14 protein-coding genes are annotated in these 17,945 nt (G+C 57.8%); 5 read left to right on the top strand and 9 right to left on the bottom strand.

What is annotated here, in order from left to right:
- Positions 1-4: 4 nt before the first annotated feature.
- Positions 5-145, bottom strand: a complete 141-nt coding sequence (locus Mal15_RS32535; RefSeq protein WP_233903598.1) for a TetR/AcrR family transcriptional regulator C-terminal domain-containing protein — start codon at positions 143-145, stop codon at positions 5-7.
- A 126-nt stretch (positions 146-271) separates the two neighbouring features.
- On the opposite strand from Mal15_RS32535, the gene Mal15_RS32530 reads away from it, so the two are divergent.
- A complete protein-coding gene (locus tag Mal15_RS32530) occupies positions 272-1,060 on the top strand; it encodes an efflux RND transporter permease subunit (RefSeq protein ID WP_233903168.1) in 789 nt (262 codons plus the stop codon).
- 1,396 nt (positions 1,061-2,456) lie between these two features.
- Positions 2,457-2,705, top strand: coding sequence for an indolepyruvate ferredoxin oxidoreductase subunit alpha (locus Mal15_RS34840; RefSeq protein WP_233903597.1), 249 nt, complete (start codon positions 2,457-2,459; stop codon positions 2,703-2,705).
- Positions 2,706-3,041: 336 nt separating this feature from the next.
- Here Mal15_RS34840 and Mal15_RS32515 read toward each other — a convergent pair whose 3' ends face one another.
- The 6 genes from Mal15_RS32515 to Mal15_RS32490 all read right to left on the bottom strand — a co-directional run bounded on the left by Mal15_RS32515 (position 3,042) and on the right by Mal15_RS32490 (position 9,375).
- Positions 3,042-3,932 (bottom strand): M28 family peptidase, encoded by an 891-nt coding sequence (locus Mal15_RS32515; protein ID WP_147871535.1) that lies wholly within the window; start codon positions 3,930-3,932, stop codon positions 3,042-3,044.
- Positions 3,933-3,954: 22 nt separating this feature from the next.
- Positions 3,955-4,620 carry an ATP-binding protein gene (locus tag Mal15_RS32510; RefSeq protein ID WP_147871534.1) on the bottom strand — a complete coding sequence of 222 codons (666 nt, stop codon included), beginning with the start codon at positions 4,618-4,620 and terminating at the stop codon, positions 3,955-3,957.
- 105 nt (positions 4,621-4,725) lie between these two features.
- On the bottom strand, positions 4,726-5,784 hold the full coding sequence (locus Mal15_RS32505) for an ADP-ribosylglycohydrolase family protein (protein WP_147871533.1): 1,059 nt from the start codon (positions 5,782-5,784) through the stop codon (positions 4,726-4,728).
- 203 nt (positions 5,785-5,987) lie between these two features.
- Positions 5,988-6,545 carry a hypothetical protein gene (locus Mal15_RS32500; RefSeq protein WP_147871532.1) on the bottom strand — a complete coding sequence of 186 codons (558 nt, stop codon included), beginning with the start codon at positions 6,543-6,545 and terminating at the stop codon, positions 5,988-5,990.
- Between the two features lie 593 nt (positions 6,546-7,138).
- On the bottom strand, positions 7,139-8,407 hold the full coding sequence (locus Mal15_RS32495) for a cation:proton antiporter domain-containing protein (protein ID WP_147871531.1): 1,269 nt from the start codon (positions 8,405-8,407) through the stop codon (positions 7,139-7,141).
- Between the two features lie 290 nt (positions 8,408-8,697).
- Complete coding sequence (locus Mal15_RS32490; protein ID WP_147871530.1) at positions 8,698-9,375, bottom strand: lysozyme family protein; 678 nt, start codon at positions 9,373-9,375, stop codon at positions 8,698-8,700.
- A gap of 86 nt (positions 9,376-9,461) precedes the next feature.
- On the opposite strand from Mal15_RS32490, the gene Mal15_RS32485 reads away from it, so the two are divergent.
- Positions 9,462-9,749 (top strand): hypothetical protein, encoded by a 288-nt coding sequence (locus Mal15_RS32485; protein ID WP_147871529.1) that lies wholly within the window; start codon positions 9,462-9,464, stop codon positions 9,747-9,749.
- 252 nt (positions 9,750-10,001) lie between these two features.
- Here the strand turns inward: Mal15_RS32485 and Mal15_RS32480 are convergent, their stop codons facing one another.
- On the bottom strand, positions 10,002-11,372 hold the full coding sequence (locus tag Mal15_RS32480) for a Gfo/Idh/MocA family protein (protein ID WP_147871528.1): 1,371 nt from the start codon (positions 11,370-11,372) through the stop codon (positions 10,002-10,004).
- 739 nt (positions 11,373-12,111) lie between these two features.
- On the opposite strand from Mal15_RS32480, the gene Mal15_RS32475 reads away from it, so the two are divergent.
- Positions 12,112-12,453, top strand: coding sequence for a hypothetical protein (locus Mal15_RS32475; RefSeq protein ID WP_233903167.1), 342 nt, complete (start codon positions 12,112-12,114; stop codon positions 12,451-12,453).
- Positions 12,454-12,781: 328 nt separating this feature from the next.
- A complete protein-coding gene (locus Mal15_RS32470) occupies positions 12,782-15,193 on the top strand; it encodes a trypsin-like peptidase domain-containing protein (protein WP_147871526.1) in 2,412 nt (803 codons plus the stop codon).
- A gap of 117 nt (positions 15,194-15,310) precedes the next feature.
- On the opposite strand, the gene Mal15_RS32465 is transcribed toward Mal15_RS32470, so the two are convergent.
- Complete coding sequence (locus tag Mal15_RS32465; RefSeq protein WP_167547184.1) at positions 15,311-17,758, bottom strand: trypsin-like peptidase domain-containing protein; 2,448 nt, start codon at positions 17,756-17,758, stop codon at positions 15,311-15,313.
- Positions 17,759-17,945: the final 187 nt, after the last annotated feature.

Below are 17,945 nucleotides of genomic sequence, written 5' to 3'. Positions count from 1 at the left end.
CGATTCATTCCACCCCGTATCGACTGAGAAACATCTCGACAGTGCAGGCGACGATTTGATTGCGTTTGCGGCGCGAGGGTGGGGGCTCTCCGTGGACGATGCTTGGCCAGAAAGCGAACGTGCGCAGCAAGCCGACAAATTGCATTGCCGCAAACTCCGCGTCCGCTTCCATTAGACAGCCTCGTCACAAGGCGGCTTCTACGGACTCTACGCCGCCGCACTCGGTTGGTCGCTCCGTCATCGGTTCGTCACGATTTCCGCATCCATCGGCATGTTGGTGCTTGCGACCCAGCTTCCGGTCTCCAGTGAGTTCTTTCCGCTCACACAGCGTGACCAGTTTGCCGTTGAAATCTACTTGCCCGAATCCGCTTCGATAGCGCAAACCAACGAAGCCGCTCGCAAAGTCGAAGCGGTGATCCGCGCGCTCAGCCCCCACGTCGATGCCGAAGGAAAGTCACACCAGCGTTTATTCAACATGCGAACCATCGTCGGCGGTGGCGGATCACGCTGGTACCTCGCCTGGGAACCGGAGAACCTGAAGCTGAACTACGCGGAAATCCGTGCCGGCAAGATTTCACTGGCGGCCATCGCAACCGTCAAACCGCAATGGCGACCGGAGACGATTGATCGACGCGATGGAAATCGAACGATCGAAGTCAGGTCGCGAATCGACTTCGGGGCGTCCGGCAACGACATCACGATACGTGTCTTCAACTCCGAGCCGATGAAGCAGTTGAAAGCCGAACTGCCGCCCGGATTTCGCATTGAGATCGGCGGCGCGCTCGAAGAGTCGATGAAGGCTCAATGGAAAATGTTCCGTTCGTTCGGTATGTCGTTCATCGCAATCATCCTGTTGTTGATTTTCCAGTTCAACAGTCTCGCCCGCACTTCGATCATCATCGTGACGTTGCCGCTTGCCCTGGCCGGCGGGCCGCTGTGGCAAGGCCTGGCCTGGCTGCTCATCTTCGGCCTGACCTTCGCCACCGTGCTGACGCTGTTCGTCATCCCGGCTCTTTACTCGTTCCTGTCACCCCCGGCTCACCCGACGGCTGTTGAATGATCAACCTTGGCAACCCTCCCCGCTCCAACCGCCAGCTCTTCCGCGCCCCTTGCTGGAAGAGAGGGAATCAAAAAGGCCCACGGATAGCAGTGCGAACCCACGGATGCCGCGCGGCCGGGGAGCCACGGATTCGCGTCGCCACCTGTCGGCAAGACCTTCCATGTGATTCGAGCACACGCGGTTCTATGAAGCGCCAGCCAAGCAGGAAGGCGGTTTCCAAACAACCTACGATGGCTCCCTTCTCCACGGCTTTGCGGGGGGAGAAGGGCCGGGGATGAGGGGCCGTGACCCGGAAACGCGGCAATTGCACGGCCCCTCACTCCCAGCCGCTCCCCCCAAAAACCGCTCGCCGTCAACGTCACGGGACGCTCAATGTCCATTCGCACGATCCGTAAGAGGCAGAAGGAGAGCGATACCCAACAGTGCCGACCGACGGGCGTCGCTCCACTCCGAACTCCCGTCTCTTCGGCCAAAGGCCGTTCACACCCCTAGCGTTGGGCGACGCCCAAGGTGTTTCTTCAGATGCAGAACACCTTCGCTTTGGCTTGATCGGTCATTGAAACTCCAGTGCCGAAGCGCCACCAAGATTTCGTCCCGTGTGTACGCAGCGTGAATGGCAAGGGGCTCAAACGCCGTTGTATTCCGACGTGCGATCAACGGTGAGTGCTTCAATCGGTATTCAAGGATGAGAACAAGGTTTTCGGCTCACCCTCAACGGCACAGTTTCAAGATCGGCCTTGCTGGACGAAACGGAAAAAGGTGGACTGAGTTTGTATCGGACGAGACGACGAGTCCTTGATCCGGCGGACGACGGGGAAGGGATTCGTCGCCTCATCCACTACGGGGTGAAGATTGCTCTGGCGGTTCTAGGGCGGTGAGTTCGTCCGCAAGTAGCTGGAGGATGTCCCTTGCCGTCGTGGTTCGGTCCGCCGGGGATTTCGCCAACGTGCTTCGCAGGATCCTTTGACGGGCCGCATCGGGTTGCGAACCGGGTTCGTCGTTGAATCGCTGATTCCCGATCGTTTCCATCAGGGTTTCGGAAGCACCGTTGCCCGCATTGGGGGCTTTCCGTAGAGGTACCAGTGGATCAGGCCGCCGATGGCGTAGATGTCGGTTTGGGGGCTGATGCGGCCGAAAGCGGGGGCGATTTGCTCCGGGGCCGCGAAGCCGAGGGTTCCGCCGAGCAGCGGCGATGAGGCTTCGAGGGAGGCTTGCGAGAACCCGAAGTCGGTGAGCCTACCGCAATCTAGATTTTGAGGGGGCTGGACAGTCGCCGTCCTCTCCGAGGTCGGCGCGGGGCAAAGCTTCGCTTTTGTGATTCGCCGAGTTCGGAGAACACGGCGACTGTCGGGCCGCATCGTCAGCTCGGAAATTGATTTGCGGTGGACGGCGAGCGATTGGCGTACCTTGGCGACTCGCCGTCGCACGGTGCGTTCATCGACGCCTGGCGGTTTGCCCGGCCGAGTGCTTTCACGAAGACACAACAATGGTCTACATCGACCCGGAGGAATGCATCGACTGCGGCGCCTGTGTTCCGGAATGTCCGACGGAAGCGATCTTCCATGAAGAGGAGGTGCCGGAAGAATGGCATCGGTTCATTGAGTTAAATGCGTCCAAGGCAAGGGAATGCCCGCCGGCGGAATGAATAGCAGGTTGCCAATGAACGGGAGGAGGGGGATATTGCAAATTGCAAATTGAACATTGCAAATTTGGAATTGGGAATTGGGAATTGATGACCGAGATTGGGGAGCGGATTGCGATCGTTGGATTGCGGGGAAATTCGCGGCGTCTTTCGGGAATTCCAACGTGCGTTCTACTGCAATTTGAATTTTGAAATGTTCAATTTGCAATTTGCAATCGAGGATGCGGTCATTGAGTTGACGGGGAGAGTCCTGACTGGGCGTCAAACGCAATGGACTCGTCGCCTCGTCCACTACGGGCGAGAGAGATTGCAATTTGCAATCAACCGAATTCGCCCACGCTACCCGAGCAATTTCCTCATCGCCGAGGCGACACCCAGGGTGACTTCGGTCATTCTGGGGTAGTCCAGCGTGTCCGGGGTGTCGGTGGCTTGGTGGTAATTGGGGTTGCGCAGAAAACTGGTGTCGGTCAGCATCAGCGCCGGGTAGCCCTGGTCCCAGAACGAGCTGTTGTCGCTCAGCCGGATCTCGTGAATCTTTTCCGGCAGGCAGATCGAGAATAGGGGCAGTCGTCGCGTGCCCCGCTTGAACCCGCGCCGGAATCTCCAGCACAGTTTCCAAGACGGCAGGTTGCCGACGGCCGCCAGAAAGTTGCCTCGCTGGGGAAAGAACCGATGCATCCATTTGGGAATCCCCGGCGGAACCGTCTGTGATCCTTTGGCCAGGCTGTAGTAGCCGACCATCTCCAAGCACAACATTCCGACGATGTTGTCGCCGCGCCCGCGCGACTGGCGGGCGTGATGCTGGCTGCCCATCGAATCCAGGTTGAAATACGGCGGCTCTTCGCAAGCGAAGGCGACGAAGCGCGCCGTCCGCTTGCCGGTGTGCTCACGCAGCAACCGACTGACTTCCAGCAGCACCGCCACGGCCGATGCGTTGTCGTCGGCGCCGGGCGTGCAGTAGACCGTGTCGTAGTGGGCGCCGAGCAACACGATCTCATCGGCTCGCTTGGTGCCGTGACGTTCGACGATCAGGTTGGTCGCTTCGTCGCCATCGGCGTCATAGCATTCACGCGTGTGGATGAGCCCCATCTCGGACCACTGGCCTTCGATGTACCCGATCGTGGCCTGTATCGTCTTCGGCTGACTCAACGTGCGCGGACCGATCAGTCCCGCAAGCCGATCGACGTGCAGGCGAAGGTTGGATTCGATGGATTCTCGGTCGATGGACATCGGGGGAATGCAAATTGCATCGCTACCTGGAAAAAAGTTGCCGAATCCAGAGTCGCAGAAAACGATCGATGATGACAAACGAGGCTTCCTCGCGTTCGATGAGATCGCTCGATTCCAAAGACTCCGCCGCCCGCTGCGCGTTGGATGCACGACGGAGCCCGAATCGGCGAGTGAAATCGGAGGAAAACGGCTTGGGTGGAAGCTCGCTTTGAGCAAGTCCTCGCAGGAAACGCTGCTCGTTCTTGGTAAGTGACTCCCATAGATTCACGTACGCATGGCTCTCCCGACGCAGCAATTCGGTGATAGCCGATTCAAACGCATTTCCAGTGACAGCATTCCCCTGATCGGTCATCGACCAGACAATATGACAAAGATGCTGCGTATAGAATGGATGCCCCCGGTCCGAACACATAGCTCTTCGATCGTCTGTCGGTCGATCTGCTTGTTCGCGTCTTGAAAACGCCGCCGACCCGTCGGTCGGCCACAAATCGACGTACACAGGGACAAACTGCTTTTTCGGAAGCTTGTTTAAGGCACGCAGGATGAGCGAAGTCTTGCCCATCCTGCGCTCCGCATAGACGAAACAGCGGCCAGCGGACTTCATCGTCTCCCTGAGGTCGCCCAGTTCTCTCGCTCGATTGCAAAACGCGCCATTGCCGACAATGCCACCATAAGAAAAGGGATTCATCACCACCTCCAGATTACGCAACCTGCGTTGCGCAGTTTGCGTAGTATTGGGCCGCTCAGCAAGTCCCGGAGCCGCCAATCATGTCCATGTCCGCTGTATTTTCCGTCATTGACCATAAGGCGGAGCGAGTCGGCGGAAGCCGTGAAAGAGAACGACGAACAGGAACAGTAAATTGCGGAGTAGCACCGCGATCGGGTTGACGGTCGGCGATTTCACCAAGCCGACGTCGTCGAGTGAATCGGCCAGCGTCGCGCCGAGACGCTGCATCCAAGGGACGCTGCGTGGCCATTCCCAAATCCCGTCCAACCATTCCGTGGGGATGCCCTCGCGCCGGACACCTGCGCCCACGATGCCACCGACGATCGCGGCCGTCGTGTCCGCGTCGCCTCCGCACTCGATGATGCGCGTCACGGCCCGACGGAAATCGTTGGGATGGGACAGCCACGCGTGGATTGCGACCGGGACGGTGTGGTAGGTGTATCCGGTCACGCCGCGATCCAGGCCGAGCGATTCGGCGAACGCCGTGGTGGTTTCCCCGGCGTCCAGGCTGCGGATTGCCTGGCGAAGCAGGTCGATCAGCTCCGCGCCACCGTCTCCCACGGCAACGACAACTTTGTCGAGCCAAAGGTTCGCGTCGACGGATTCCTGGTCCCGCGAGTGTTTGGCTGCCAACGCCGCGGCGATCGCACCGTATTCGGCTTTGGGATCGCAGTGGGTCAATCGCGAGGAAGCGCGAACCAAGTCCAACATCAGCGAAACGTCGTCCAACGCCGCGCCGAAGATCGCCGCCCGCATGGCGGGACCGTTTCCGGCCGAGAACACGCCTGCCCGTTGAGGATTGGCTCCGAGCCATAACTTGATTCCCGATCGCGCCGTCGCTTTGCCAACCCCTGCCGGCAAGGCCAGAATCCACCACCGCAAACGTCTGGAAAAGCTGCGCGTAAACCCTGCAACATCGCCGTTGGCGTCAATCAAAGACTGCGCGACCATGCAGGTGTGTTCGGTGTCGTCGGAGATCATGCCGCGACGAAAGAAAAAGCGGTACCGGTCGGGCGGGCCGAGCAGTTTAGGCGACCGCTGGGGCGAAATGCCTTCATAGGGCAACCCTAACGCATCACCGACCGCGGTTCCCAAAATGCATCCGACGATTGCTTCGCGATTCATGTCAGATTGAGTTTCTGGGCTGTTTCCATGGGCAAGAACAGACGCGACTTCATTTTGGGCAGGGAGATGAAACCGAACTTCGCATCGAAATCCATAGCCGCATTGTTTTTCGCGTCGACTACAACGAGAGCCGCGGCGATTTCTTTCGCCGATCGCGCGCATCGAGACAATGCGTCAGCGATCCGCAAGCAACAGGGAGAAAGTCAGGTTTTCAACTCGACTGACTGGACCGCCTTCCGCGGCGTTGAAACGTACATGATGGCTTCCTGTCCTGCCAAGCCAGACTGCTTCAGCAATTCAAAGTGATCGTACCGCTCAATTTGAAACCGATGGTCGTCGATACAAAAATATCGATGCATCAATTTTTCTTTCCGCATCGTGAATAACTGGATCTTGCCTTTCACAGGGTAAGTTCTTCCATCCCGAAGAGTCCGCTTCATCTGATGCCGGTAATGAAGAGTGAAGCCGCATAGGATCAGACCGAAAAACACCGTGACACCAACGTACGCCGACAAGGATTTCGTCCCGAAGTTGCCCGTGCGAATCATGTCTGCACCGAAGCCGAGGAAGGCGACTCCAAACACGATCGAGAAGGCGACCCATGCAAAACGTGAGTTGGCATCGTGTGTCCTTGAGATTCGTTCCTTCTGTGCTACCGAAAGTTCACCGGACTGATTGGCTGCAAGGTCGGCCTGAGAAAAGCCAAAGACGGTTGCCAGGGCAGTTTGCCCTTTGGATAGGTCATCCTCCTCCGTGTGCATTCTTTAGATTTACCTCCCACTCGAAAACCCTGCGGGGCCAAGACAGCTGTTTCATGAGGTCGATTGTAGCAAACGGGAGACCATCGCGGCTGAGGCGAGATTCGCTGTGCAATTGATGGATTCTTGAAGATCGGCACTTCGCTCATCGGATCGAACGACGGAGGGGGGATTGCAAATTGCAAGATGAACATTGCAAATTGGATATTGGCGCCGCTGATGAACGGATGGCTTGACGCGTTGGGCTTGGGCGCGATCTGCACCTGTCAGAATATCCTCTGAGCTGGATGGGGTGGGATGGAGGATGAAATGAACGCGTGAGGTACCCGAATCGCGTGACAGATCAGCGCTGTGGGTGCGCGATCCGCAGGACAGAGCGTCACGAGTCTCGATGTCGGTTTCCTCGGCGATCGGCCGGCGGCATCGTGGCGAGCGTCTGCACCCTGCTCGCGTCCCCCTGAACCCGAGCATCGAATCGGAACGCAGCACTCGCTCTTAAGCAATTCAAAATTTGCAATGTTCATTTTGCAATTTGCAATTCACCGACCGATCCGGCATTCCTCTCACTCTGATCTGCATGACCATCACGGTTGCCATCACGCCCGTTCATTTGGCGATTCCGACGCGAAATCATTTCCGAGCAGTCGCCGCAGGATGGGCGTTGTCATCAAGGTGGTGACGACGGCCATGATGACCAGCATGCTAAACACCTGATCCGGTACAACGCCCAGCTCACGGCCGACATTGATCGCGATCAGACCCATCAACGCCCTGGTGTTCATCATCACGGCCACGCATCCACTCTCGCGCCAGGACATTCCACCGAATCGCGCGGCGAGACCACAACCGAGCATCTTTCCAAAAACTGCGGTCGACAAAACCAATCCGCAAAGCACCCAATCGCGACTCGATTCGAGCAGTCCGACGTCCGTTCGCAAACCGGTGTAAGTGAAGAAAATCGGCAACAGCATCGCGTACACGAATTCCCGCAGCCGGCGTCCCACTGCATCGCGAAAGGCCTCTCGATCAGACAGCATCGCGCCAAGGACAAAAGGGCCAAAGATCGCAAAGATGCCGATCAAGTTTGTCGCCACTGCTGAGAGAAACACCAACACCAGAACGGCCGACAAACCTCCCACCGACAGGTCGCCACGGCCTTGGCAAAGTAGATCGCCCGTCCAACGCAACAAGACCGGGCGGACAATAAAAAAACACGCTCCTACGAATGCAAGCGTTGTCAAAAGCATTGTGGCGACATCCCAAACGGCAAATCCGCCGTGGATCAGCGCGCCGATGGCAGCCAGCAGAATCCAACCCAGTGCATCGTCAATCGCTGCGGCGGCGATAATGGTGGTCCCCAGTTCAGTTCGATGGATCTTCAACTCGATCATGATTCGGCCCAAGATCGGAATCGCGGTGATCGACAATGCGACTCCCATGATCAACATGAACCCGACCCGATCCACGTCGGGGGCTAGGACCGTGTGCAACCATGCGGCAAGACCTATGCCGAGCGCGAACGGCAACACGATGCCAGCTCCCGCGATCCCGACCGAGGTTTTGCCAACTCGGCGCAGGTGCGAAAACTCGAACTCCAGCCCGATCAAGAACATGAGCAGCACAAGCCCGAGTTCGCTCAAGACTCGAAAAACGGTGTTCGTGTCGTCAGGGAACAAATACTCCACTGCTCCGGGCGCAACGCGTCCAAAGACCGATGGCCCCAGCAGCAATCCCGCCATGATTTCGCCGACAACCTGTGGCTGCCCCAGCTTTCCCATCAGCCAAGCACCGGCTCGGGCCGCTGCGATGATTGCCGCCAGCTGCAGAAGAACGTGAAGAATCAGTTCCTGAAATTGATCGTGCATGAATGCGAATCGCAATTGACTATTTCAACAGGACACCTCCGCTGGGTAACAGTTGTGCTGATGCAACGGATGCCGGCTACCCATCGGCACCGATGGCATCGGGCTGTTTCTTGGTCAAGACTTCGTCGAGATCAATCTGAATGGGAAAACCTTGGTGACGGAACGATCACTAATCTACTTTGTCGGCGTGCGGTCGCCCAGAAAGATGCCATGGCGGCAGGCGGCCGCATGACACATCCTACACGGCGCCGTGGGGGTGATGATCCGGTCGGCCGCGACGGGTCTCAGCACTACATGGCAACCGGCTTGGCGTTGATCTGCGGCCAATACAAGGTTTCTCGGTTGTAGAAACCATCGGCTTCGCCGGCCAAAACAGCCGCTGCGTTTCGCAGCAGCGTTTGGTTCTCGGTGTTCCGTTTGATCAAGCCCGGGTTGCCCGTGGTGCTCATCTGACAATTCGCCGCGGCGGCGTCGAAGTCCATCGCCCCGCAGGCCTTGCGGAATTTCGGCCATTTCCCGGCACTGGCGAACCCCGGACCCATCGCCCAAGCCATGCTCAGCAGTGCCAGTTGTGCGTCGGCCGGCCAGGAGTCGAACGCTTGAAACTCGGTCACCTTCTTCAAATTCGCCTCATTACTATTGAGCTTCCGTTCGCAAAGATCATGAATCGCCGCTTCGGTCAGACGCAGCTTGGTGAGCGGGGCGCAGGCACGGTGCCCCTTCCTGGCCAAACCACGTGTTCCCCTGGGATCCTTGATCAGATTCCATTCGGCAACAATCTCCTGCTTGGTTGCCCGTCGGCCGGTTTTCTTGTCCACAAACGGGAGGGACGTTGCCGTGTTGACGGGGTCGATCAGATTCCCGATTCCGACCGTCACAAGCCCCTTGATGTCGGCGTACATGTACTCGACATAACCTTCCAGCGGCTTCGTGAAATCGAGAAACTTGCTTGAAACAGACGCACGCATGCTGCACCTCACTTATTCGATCTACCAGTGAAACGAACGGATTGAATTCGAAACGACTTGCAGTAACGGTGCGATGAGCTGGTTGTGTGTTTCTCCGCCGAGTGCGAGCGAATGAAGAGCGAAGTGAATCAGCCCCAATTATCTCGCGAGCCGTTTCCCGGGGCAAGGGCGTCGCGTTCGAAACGGCGGGAATCGCCGAGCGGGGTTCGGCGGATCTTTACGACACGCCCGAGGGGAAGTTTTTACACGTGACGGCGGCTGAAGCGACGCTGGTTCATGACGAGCACGCCGCAATCGCGCTACCAACGGGGTTCTACCGCGTCTGGCGTCAGCGCGAATACTCACCAGAAGAAATCCGCATCATCCGGGATTGAAATCATGAAGATGACGCCTCTGCAAGCTCGAGAGCATCTCCTTTCCGGGAAAACCACCGCGATCCGTGTCGACGGGAGCATCGACTTGGCGGGTACTGACAAATCTCGATGCGAATGTTTCGCCGCGTCGATGTCGATTATTCGACGCAACATTGCTGTCAGGAAGATGGAACGATCGGGCTGGGGCCGGGGGGCGCGGCAATTCACGGATCCATTCCATGATTCGCTGCTTATCGGCGACGGCATTGAACGCTACATGTCGATTTCGAAGCCGCTGCGGCTTTCGCGTGCGAGAAACGAATTGGCTTCGGCATCACCAACGATTTCGCGTTTGGCAGGATCCCACTTCAGTTCACGCCCCAAACGGATGGCAATGTTCGCCAAGTGGCACGTCTCCAGCATTCGGTTGTGCGACCAGACGTCGGAAATCGGCTGCTCTCGAGACTGCATCGCAGCGATAAAGTTGGCCGTGTGGTTTTCGCTGACCGGTCCGCCGTAGACCTCCTCCACCGCACCTTCGGGCAAGGGATTGTTTTCCAGGTCTTCAACGGGTTTGCCCGACAACCGACCGCGGTTCACGAAGAACCGGCCCTTGGTGCCCTCGAACAAGATGCCGTTGTCACCCTCGCTCGTGATGACCAGTGGAATGTCACCCGGCATGTTCGCATGAATCTCGAATTTCGTCGGCGAATTGTACCGATCATCGACGGTCGGGTAGCCATTCTTGTAGTCGACCGGAAGCGAATAGCTGACCGGCGTGATTCTGTTTGGTCCGGTGTCGCTGGCGCCGAGAGCCCAGGTCGCGATGTCGACATGATGGGCTCCCCAATCGTTCATCTGTCCGCCTGAATACTCGTACCAATTGCGCCAGGCATAGTGACAATTGGTGTAGAGAGGAACGCCACCGCCGTACCCCGTCCGCATCTCCGGCAAGGCTCGGTAGGACGCTTCGGGTGCCGGGCCGAGCCACGCGTCCCAATCAAGTCCCTCGGGAATGTCGACGGCCGGGATCACCGGGGAGCCCGTCGCCCCGTTGATGCCACAGGTAACCTTTCGGATCTCCCCGATCCGGCCGGCTCGGATCAGTGCGATGGCTTTCAAGAATCGATGCTCATTCTCGGTGCGCTGCATCGTTCCAACCTGAAAGACGCGGCCGGTTTGCTTCACGACCTTTTCAATCAGCTTGCCTTCGGCGATCGTTAGCGTCAACGGCTTCTCGCAGTAGACGTCCTTGCCAGCCAGCATCGCTTCGACAGAAATCTTGGTGTGCCAGTGATCAGGTGTCGCGATCATCACCGCATCGATGTCATCGCGCTCGAGCACCTTTCGGTAATCGCTGTAGCCGTCGGCCGCCTTGCCCGTCTTTGCTTTTAGTTTCTCATTGATCGCTCCGAGAACATTTGAGTCAACATCGGCGAAGGCAGCAAAGTCGGCGAACTTCGTCGACTTATCGGTGATGGTCCAGCCCTGGTTGCGGAGGCCGATCGTTGCGAAGACGGGACGTTCGTTCGGTGAATCCTGGGCAAAAGAAGAATTGCTGGTGCCAGCAATTACACCGCCCGCTGTCATCGCAGACGTCACCTGCAAGAAACTACGACGGCTCAGACGAGACGAATTGGTCATGGTTATCCTCTTTGGTGGATGCGAAGAAAACAAAAAAGCGTCAGGTGGGGGTGTTGAGTCGCTCAGGGGTTCGGTTCTGCGGTTCGCTCTGTCATGCGCTCAACCCGATGCGAGCCTGGGGATTTGCACTGAACACCAACCCTAATCAGTCTGGGGCATGCTTGGGCCATTTTGGGCCGAGCGGCTCGGCCTGGAACACCATCGTGGGGCCGTCGTCCTGGAACGTGAAATTTCTCAATCGCTACACAGTGTACATTGCGGCAGAGGCGAGGCGTACCCCCTGCCTCTGCGGACGGGGGCTTACGCAAGAGTCCGAGTCCAGATCATGTCTGCTATCAAGCTGTCTCGGCCGTTCAAATCGGGATCGGGAAGTAACAAGATCCGCGCATCGCTCGCAGGCAAGCCAGGCTGATGAATACACGCACGACCTTGCTGCTTGTCGAGCGCCGTCGGAATGTAAAATTCCTCCGCACGAATTCGCAATTCCTCATGGATCGTCAATCCGGCGACGAAGTTGCTGCCGACGCTTGGTGACGATTCCGTGCGATCGCAAGTCAGTCCTTAACAGCCGGTCGCCCCAGTTCCCGCATGCGTTGGCCGCCGTGATTGCAGGTATCACCGGCCGGGGCGACGCGCAGGAAACGGCGAGCTGCCGTTCCCCGAAGCGGACTCGTGGCGGACTCAACGCCCCTGCTGGTTCGGTTGCGTTTGAGCTCGGTATGACGACAATGGAATTGCTGTGAGTCATCGAAAGAGTGGAGTCGTCGTGCGAGAGATTGACCAAAAAGCGGCGATCATGATCGTCATCGAACATTTCGGCGATATTCAGCCGGGGACGAAGTGCTCTGCGGTCCTGTTCGACCGCGAAAGAATCCGTCGGGAACAGGAATTCCACGCCCAGCTCTATAGCGAAACCGGCGTCAACGATCCGGAGATCCGTCGCGCCATGGTGGCGGCCAATGTGCCCGATGATCCCTATTGGTTGGTCTCGCTGAAAACCGCCAGCGGCACGAGCGGCGAAAAAACGCGCCTCCACCGCGTCGATGCACGAACGGGCAAGGTACTTCCCGAACCGACGTAGCCGCACAGGGTCGTGTAGTGGACGAGGCGACGAGTCCATTCACCGCGGAAAATCCGTGAATTTCGTGCGCCAGCATTCTTGCGCTAGGCTCCTCGTGTCGTTTCCGATGCTAAGACCAAGAGCTGGACTCCTCGCGTCGTCCACTACGATGGAGAATCCCATGCGCAGAGACGAAGCAGCGAAAATAAGAGACAATTCGGTCCAACAAGCGCATCAACATGTAAAGGTCGTTGTCAGCGTACATTTCGCGTGCGGCGGCCGCGGGCGAGCTGGCTTGAGATGCATCAGCCCTCGATCAGCGATGAATTGACGGCGTTCATACTGCTGCATGCCCTTCGTTTTCCGCAATAGCGATCTTCCAAGGAGCGATTGCATGGAACTCACTCGCTTGCGCTTTCGCCGCACCTGCGTTTTGCTGGTTCTCCTCGTTTCGTCCGCAGTGCCTTCGACCGCAGTGCCTCCCGCGGCTGTTGTGGGCGGGGAAGGTGGTCCAGTCTTGGCCGCCGTGGAATCATTCTTGCCTGAATTGCCGCGGCTTTACGACACCGTCAAAAACTCGATCGTGCGGGTTGAAAAGACCGACTCAACCGACGGACCGATGGTTTCAACGGGAGTCATTGTATCTCCAGACGGACACGTCTTGGTGGGAAATGGCTTTGCCATGGTCAATGGCCTTGAATCGAATGAGGTGAAAATCCACTTAAGCGATGGTAGGACTGTCACTGCCAGTCGCGCGGGCTGGTCTCTCGAATGGAGGCTGTGCGTTGTGAAGATCAAGGAAACGGGACCGTGGCCCGCGATCGAACTTGGCTCCACGAAAGACTTGAAGGCGGGCTCTCCGTGTCTGGTGATGGGCATTCCGACACGCGGCGACACACGATTCGATGTATCGCCGGCGGCAAGGTACGGTTTCGTGGATCGAACGATGCCAGCTTGCTGGCTGACCACGACATGCTTTCCCGAGCTCTTTGACGCCTCGGCCGTCGTTGGGATGGATGGCCGATTGCTCGGCGTTTACACATGTTTTGCGGGCGACCAAAGCTATGTAACCGCCGTCGATCAATTCACCGCAAATCGCGTGGACTTTTTTGCAGGAAAGAATCTGGACTGGGTGCGTTATCCACCCAGCCAGGAATCGTTCTACCGCGTTGGGGCTGGTGCCCACCCCGAGATGCTTTCGCTAAGGAAGGGGGAGACGGCACTGGTTGATCCGAAGCCGCCCGCAACGACGGACGTTTCGCAATTGCGACAAGCTGAGCAAATCGCGAAACAGTCAATCGTGCGATTGGTGTCGAAGGATCGGCTTTCCTTTGACGGGGAACATTACGATCGCTGGAGCGGCGTCGTCGTTTCCAAAGACGGATTCATCGCGACCTGCGCCCACACCGAACACCTGCCGGGGGAGCGACTGACGGTTCGCTTTTCCGATGGTCGTGACGCAGACGCCGTCGCTCTCGGAACAAATCCGATCGCGGACGTTGCTCTTGCCAAGATAACATCACCCGGTCCATGGCCATGCGCGGAGATCGGTGATTCATCGACCCTGAAACCAGGAGACCCGGTCGTCCTTGCCGGGTATCCCGCCATCGAAAACAGGGAGTTTTCGCTCACACGAACACCGAGAGTCTATCCGGCAAGGGTCAGGCATCGTGTATACCTGCTGTGGGCCCATTACTTCGACACCGAGTACATTCGTTTTCATGGCGGGATGTCGGGAGGCGGCGCATTCGACCGACGTGGAAGGTACGTGGGCGTCTTTATGGGAGAAACCCACCACCGTTCAGAAGTCGTCAAATTGCAATGGGATAAGCTGAAACAAACCGAATCGATTGACACCGCGATCGGCGTGCAGCCCCCGCTGAAAAAACGTTTTGTCGCTGCGGGTGAGGGCGTGAGCAAGTCGCTCGTGGAAATACTGGTCGATTCTGAGCCGGCCGCCATCGGAATCATCGTCGGCGCTGACGGACTCGTTCTTACCAAGGCGAGCGTTCTAAGCGGCAACGTGACCTGTCGTTTGCCCGACCAGACCGTCGTCAGCGGCGAAAAACGAGCCGAGTCCAGCGAACATGACCTGGCGATTTTGAACATCGACGCCAGCGGTTTGGATGCGGCCGAGTTTCATCCAGAGAAACCGCCCACGATCGGACAAGTTCTGTGTGCAGTTGCTCCGGGCGAATCCCTGCATCCAGGAATCGTGTCGGTCGAAACACGGGCGATTCCACCGGAACCGCGTTGGAAAGGAGAAGCCGCACAAGATTCAACCGCAGGCCCCGCACTTTCCCGTGGGCTGAATTCGAACGGCCTGAAACTCCGGCGAGATGACATCATCACCTCGATCAATGGACATTCGACGCCGAGTGTTCCCATTTTGGCAGAAGTCTTGCGGAGCAGATTGGACGGCTATCTCACCGGCGATTTGGTCTCGGTCACCCTGCGACGCCACGACAAAGCGATGAAGGTTCGAACATCCCTGCCGCCTGCCCCGGGCGGGATCAGTTGGATGATGGGAGAGCACGACACGCCCAGGCGATCTGGTTTCGCGGCTGTCTTTGATACCGACATTGCGATTCAAAAACGACAGGTCGGATGCCCTGTCATTGACACTCAGGGCCGAATTCTTGGCGTCGCGATTGCCAGTCGTGGCCGCAACAAAATTCAACGTGGCCCCACGTCCGTTTTACCAAGTCAAATCGTTGACCGAGTGGCAATGAAGCTCATGGCTGAAGCGACCGACAACTGATCTTCACACCCGTGTTGGTTCATCGGGAAGCGGAATGTGCAGTCCGGCGAACTGCTGTCTAAAACACAGAGGTCGTAGTGCGGCTCGGCTTTCGAAGCCAGGCGGGCCTTGCTCGTGTCAGTCCTTGACCTCCAGAACCGCACGGTATTGGTCGAGATGCTGCTGATCGGAAGTGGACAATTTCTCGATCTGCACGACGACCTCACGTCCGTTGGCGGTTTCGAGTTTGACGTAACCCTGCGCCACCGCCAAGGCTTTTGCTTGAACCCGATAGCCGCCTTCCTTTGCGGTCCAGGTTCTGAACTGCTGAGCCTCCTCAACAGGCTCAGCGGCCGGTGAATCAGCATTTTCTTCAGTTGAGGCGAGTCGTACATTCGGCAGGGCATCGCCAAGTTCGATCAGACGTAATTGGGTGCTTGGACCTGGCGGTACGACCACCAGCCGATTCCACTCCGGCAAGCATTGGAAGCGTTCATCGAGCGGAACGACCGCAGGATCGTCCCGGGAAACACTCGGATCGGACAGGTCACCATCGAGCACGACGGTTCGATGGATCGTTGCTTCGGAACAAGAAGCAATCTGCCAGGTGAACAGCGGCGGGTTTTGGCTTGATGCCTTGACGATTTCCCCGACCGTCATGAAATAATCTTCGTTGGTCGTTGGAAGACTGATCGGCGCCTGATGTAGCTCGGTCAGATCAGCCGCGAGGACCGCCTCCGAAGTACAAAGCAGGCTTCCGGTGGCACTCGGTACGGCGTATCCCGCAAGTTTGGGAAGCCGCGTGTACTTCCAACGCGAACGGGACTTCGAAAGCAGATGCGCACCGACCTTCGAATTGCCGCTGATCCACATCGTGATCAACGTGCCGTCGTCATTGCTCCGTACGCGAAAGCCATCGGTCATCGGCATCTCATCGAACAAAGACTTCGGCGCCTGACCACGGATGCGTCGTTCACCGTCAATGTCGAAGCGATTGATTCGACCGCTACGAGGATTGATTTGGACGCAGGCGAGTTTTTGAGAACCAGATCGCTGAATGATTGCCACGATGGATCCGGATGACTTGCTGCCGCGACGCGCGTAGCGCACCACCGCCTCGTCCTCCAGAGGCCGCGTTGCGACGATCTCGAGGTCCGGAAGGGAAAATCGGGTAAGACTTCGCTCCGTCCGATTGAAGCCGATGATCTCGTCTTCTCCAGAGGCGAGTTCGTCAACTTTCGATGCATCCCGTTCGGCGACGATTTGCTCACTCTGCAAGTCGATACAGCGAAGCTTGCCGTCGGCGGTGAAGACAACCAGATAACGGTTTTCGCCCGCCCGCATCACACGGCGAATCAACGCGTTCAGGGCAAACGGTTTTTGGCCCACGGTCGGAATCGATTGTCCGGCGAGTTGATCGATCATGGAACCAGAGGCGCCGCCCGCAGAACGCGGGTCGCCGGAGCGGCTTGCTGTCTGTTCGACAGGGGACGACGGAACAGGATTGGTAAGTTCCTGCTCGGTGATTGTGAACGGTCGGCCGAAGTGGAGCTGTCCACTGGGATCGGTACTCTGCCATTGCATCACCAGCAGATCACCGCGGCCCGGGATTCCTGACAAGGGCATTCTTGCCGTCACATCTGCCCAGGGTGCGCGAGAAGACGGTCCGCCCTGCTGACACCGCTGCGGCTCGTTGTGTTGCGGCAGCGGCAGCCACGTGCTGCCCTGCAGCAGCTTTGGCAAAGGTTCATCAGACGCTTGCCGGAAGGCGAGCAGATGGTTGCTGCGCATCGCTTCGCGCACTTCCATCCCTTCGGGCAAGTTCAACTGAGCTTTACACGCGAGCGTGCCATTTTCGGACGCATAGGTAACTCGCGGATTACGCGGATACGGCTGCTGCAATTCAGCGAGCTTCCAATACGGAATACCAAAGCCGATGGAGGAACGATCAATTTTCGCAACCGAGACCGCGACCAGATTTCCTTCGGAGTCGATAATCGGACCGCCGCTATTGCCGGGATCGATACCACCGGATAGCTGAATCACAGCGGTCTCACCGAACCGCCCCAAGCGTACGCTGCTGACGCTGCCGGCGGTAATCGTGATCGACGGCTTTTGCCCATCGACTCCCAGCAATTCCCCAAAAGGAAATCCGGCGATGAAAACGCGCTGCGTTTCCTCCATTCGTGTTCCCGTCCGGGCAACGATCGGATCCGGCAAACGGTCGCTCACGACTTCGAGCAGTGCGAGGTCATCCCCGTAGTCAGCCGAAAATAATTTCGCTTCAAGGCGAAATTGTTCTGGCATCCCGCTATTGAGAAAGACATGGATCTTCGAACGATCCGGACGGCGAAGCGTCGGCTTGACGACATGATAGTTAGTCGCAACCAGGGCTCGATTTTCTCGGCGGCTTACGACGAAGCCGCTGCCACTGGCGATCGATTCACCGTCATCCGTCTCGATATACACCGTCGCGGATTTGAGCTTGCCTAATGCCTCGCGAGGCAATTGTGCCTCGGCGACCGAGGCAACAGCACTTGAAATCAGTAAAACGAAAGCGGCAGAATTCGCAGTTGGTCGAAACATGTCGCCCCTGTTTGTAAACATCCCAATGAACTGCCAATTGATAGGTATGATGATAGACAAACGGCTAGCTCGCGGGGGGCGGGGAATTGCTCCGGCCCGATGGACCCGAATGACCCGCGGACAACGATGTGCCCGCCGCTTTGCGATTTGATCATGATCACGTCGAACCGCTCGGTTCGAATCGTCC

The organism is Stieleria maiorica (assembly GCF_008035925.1).
Lineage (GTDB): Bacteria > Planctomycetota > Planctomycetia > Pirellulales > Pirellulaceae > Stieleria > Stieleria maiorica.
The sequence above is the reverse complement of the archived record's forward strand: the minus strand, read 5'-3'. Positions and strand labels throughout refer to the sequence as shown.

Excerpts from the sequence above, each read along its gene's own strand:
- Mal15_RS32505 (WP_147871533.1), bottom strand. The coding sequence starts at position 5,784 with ATGAATCGCGAAGCAATCGTCGGATGCATTTTGGGAACCGCGGTCGGT.
- Mal15_RS32470 (WP_147871526.1), top strand. The coding sequence starts at position 12,782 with ATGCCCTTCGTTTTCCGCAATAGCGATCTTCCAAGGAGCGATTGCATG.
- Mal15_RS32530 (WP_233903168.1), top strand. The coding sequence starts at position 272 with ATGTTGGTGCTTGCGACCCAGCTTCCGGTCTCCAGTGAGTTCTTTCCG.
- Mal15_RS32535 (WP_233903598.1), bottom strand. The coding sequence starts at position 145 with ATGCAATTTGTCGGCTTGCTGCGCACGTTCGCTTTCTGGCCAAGCATC.
- Mal15_RS32495 (WP_147871531.1), bottom strand. The coding sequence starts at position 8,407 with ATGCACGATCAATTTCAGGAACTGATTCTTCACGTTCTTCTGCAGCTG.
- Mal15_RS32490 (WP_147871530.1), bottom strand. The coding sequence starts at position 9,375 with ATGCGTGCGTCTGTTTCAAGCAAGTTTCTCGATTTCACGAAGCCGCTG.
- Mal15_RS32510 (WP_147871534.1), bottom strand. The coding sequence starts at position 4,620 with ATGAATCCCTTTTCTTATGGTGGCATTGTCGGCAATGGCGCGTTTTGC.
- Mal15_RS32500 (WP_147871532.1), bottom strand. The coding sequence starts at position 6,545 with ATGCACACGGAGGAGGATGACCTATCCAAAGGGCAAACTGCCCTGGCA.
- Mal15_RS32480 (WP_147871528.1), bottom strand. The coding sequence starts at position 11,372 with ATGACCAATTCGTCTCGTCTGAGCCGTCGTAGTTTCTTGCAGGTGACG.
- Mal15_RS32465 (WP_167547184.1), bottom strand. The coding sequence starts at position 17,758 with ATGTTTCGACCAACTGCGAATTCTGCCGCTTTCGTTTTACTGATTTCA.
- Mal15_RS32515 (WP_147871535.1), bottom strand. The coding sequence starts at position 3,932 with ATGTCCATCGACCGAGAATCCATCGAATCCAACCTTCGCCTGCACGTC.